2 protein-coding genes are annotated in these 2,469 nt (G+C 50.1%); both read left to right on the forward strand.

Annotated features, from left to right (window positions below; all coding sequences use genetic code 11):
- Positions 1 to 168: 168 nt before the first annotated feature.
- Entirely contained in the window at positions 169 to 1,701 is a 1,533-nt protein-coding gene (gene istA / locus QQK21_RS21750; RefSeq protein ID WP_284194269.1) for an IS21 family transposase, read from the forward strand.
- A gap of 10 nt (positions 1,702 to 1,711) precedes the next feature.
- Positions 1,712 to 2,452, forward strand: coding sequence for an IS21-like element ISVch3 family helper ATPase IstB (istB, locus tag QQK21_RS21755; RefSeq protein ID WP_284194270.1), 741 nt, complete (start codon positions 1,712 to 1,714; stop codon positions 2,450 to 2,452).
- Positions 2,453 to 2,469: the final 17 nt, after the last annotated feature.

Here is a 2,469-nt window from a genome sequence, read left to right on the forward strand (position 1 = left end):
AAGCGATCACTGATTCCGCGATTATCCGATCACTTTTAGCCTAACTCCGAAATCGGTGATCGGAATAGCGAAAACCGCGATCGGAATGCCCGAAATCCTTCATTTTTCTCTTTTAAATCAATAGCTCGCTATTCTTTACTTCTTAAACAAGAACGTAAGGAGGCGACCATGGCCAAAAAGAGAACTCCAATGAACAAAATCAAAGAGGTATTACGCCTTAAGTACGACTGCGGTCTCTCCAATCGCAGCATCGCTTCTTGCCTGAAACTCGGCCCGTCCACCATATCGGAACTCCTTACTCGCTTTAAACAAAGCCAACTTGGTTGGCCTCTACCCGAAAGTTGCAGCGATGCTGATCTCACGCAAGCGCTGTATCACGGCAAGAAAGCCAGTCGCGATAAAGTCATGCCAGACTTCACGCAATACGCAGTCGAACTCAGACGTAAAGGCATGACGAAGATGTTGCTCTGGCAGGAATATCATGAGCAATATCAAGAGAAAGCTTACGCTTACACTCAGTTCTGCGAGCACTTCACTCGCTGGCTCAAAACCCAAAAGCGCAGTATGCGCCAGCTTCATGTGGCGGGTGATAAGTTGTTTATCGATTACTGTGGGCCGAGGCTTCAGGTGGTCAACCCTGACACAGGCGAAGTGCGCGAAGCCGAAGTGTTCGTGGCGACCTTAGGTGCGTCCAACTACACCTATGTGGAAGCCTTCCCCAGCCAAGGAAAATCTTACTGGCTAGAGGCGCATGCCAATGCGTTCGAGCACTTCGGTGGCGTCCCCCATCTCTTGGTTCCCGACAATCTGCGTAGCGCGGTCACCAAAGCGAATCGCTATGAGCCAAGACTGAACGACAGCTATCAGAAACTGGCCAATCACTATCAAACCGCCGTGATGCCTGCTCGCCCTTACAAACCGAAAGACAAAGCCAAGGCGGAGAATGCGGTGCTCCTCGTCGAACGCTGGATCATGATGCGGCTTCGCCACCAAACCTTCTATACCTTCAAAGAGTTGAATCTCGCTATCCGAGCGCTGATGGATGAGTTAAACCAACGTGAAATGAAACAGTATGGAGCGAGTCGCAAAGCCTTGTTCGAGAAACTCGATAAACCTGCATTAAAGCCGCTGCCCAAGCAGCGATACCTCTATACCGAAACGAGACAAGCCAAGGTTGGTCCTGACTATCACATCGAATATCGCCGTCACTACTACTCGGTTCCCCATCAACTGGTGGGTCACCACGTCGAGCTGGAAGCCTCCAACCGTCTGGTGCAGATCTACCATCAAGGTAACTTGGTCGCGCAACATCCACGCAGCCAAAGAGAGCGCGGAAACAGCACACAACCAGAGCATATGCCGAGTCATCATCAACATCAAAAGTGGTCGCCTAGACGCTTGCTCAACTGGGGTGCCAATATCGGCCCTGCCACCCGAGAAGTCGTCAATAAGATGCTGAACGCCAAACCTCATCCAGAGCAGGCCTATCGTTCCTGTCTGGGGTTACTCAACCTGAGTAAAACCCATGGCGAGTCGCGCTTAGAGCAGGCCTGTAAAGATGCGCTGATGCTGACAAAACCGAACTACACCTTCATCAATAATCTGCTGAAAAACAATCGCGAGGGGCAACTGAGTAAAGATAAAGCGAATACACCGAACCTTGTTCACAGCAATGTTCGTGGCCCGAACTGTTATCACTAGGAGAAAGGATATGAACGCACTCAATGACCAACTCAAAACCCTGCGCTTAAGTCATGCGGCGAAAGCGTTAGAGCAACAACAAGAGCAACTGACCACCTACGCAGAGCTGGACTTCGAGGAAAGGTTAAGCCTGCTTCTGGAAAGTGAAATCTTGAATCGTAATCAGAGCAAAATCCAACGCTTAAAACAACAAGCCAAGCTGAGAGTGGATGCTCAGCCGAGCCAACTCATCTACAAGGAGGGGCGAAACCTCAACCGCAAACAGATGAGCGAACTTCTGACGGGGAGTTATCTGCACAAGCACCAGAACATCTTGATCACAGGCCCAACAGGTGCAGGCAAAACCTATCTTGGCTGCGCTCTGGCAACCAGCGCCTGTGACCAACAGCAAACGGTCAGATACTACCGATTAACTCGCTTGCTCGATGACCTGACCACAGGTCGTCTGGATGGTAGCTATCAAAAGCAACTTCAATCCCTAGCTAAAAAAGCACTGCTTATCCTCGACGACTGGGGGATGGAAAAACTGACTCAAGAGCATGCGGGTCACTTGTTAGAAGTGCTGGAAGACCGCTACCAAAACAGCAGCACAATCGTCATCAGTCAGTTACCTGTAAAGGAGTGGTACAACATGATCGGCAACGCCACCGTCGCAGACGCTCTCATGGATAGGCTGGTACACAATAGTCATCGAATAGAACTGGGCGGTGAGTCAATGAGAAAACTGGCGCAATCCGATCACTTAGAGTAAAAATAGGAAGAGAGAAA

Source organism: Vibrio zhanjiangensis (assembly GCF_030161235.1).
Classification (GTDB): Bacteria; Pseudomonadota; Gammaproteobacteria; order Enterobacterales; family Vibrionaceae; genus Vibrio; species Vibrio zhanjiangensis.

Excerpts from the sequence above, each read along its gene's own strand:
- istA (WP_284194269.1), top strand. The coding sequence starts at position 169 with ATGGCCAAAAAGAGAACTCCAATGAACAAAATCAAAGAGGTATTACGC.
- istB (WP_284194270.1), top strand. The coding sequence starts at position 1,712 with ATGAACGCACTCAATGACCAACTCAAAACCCTGCGCTTAAGTCATGCG.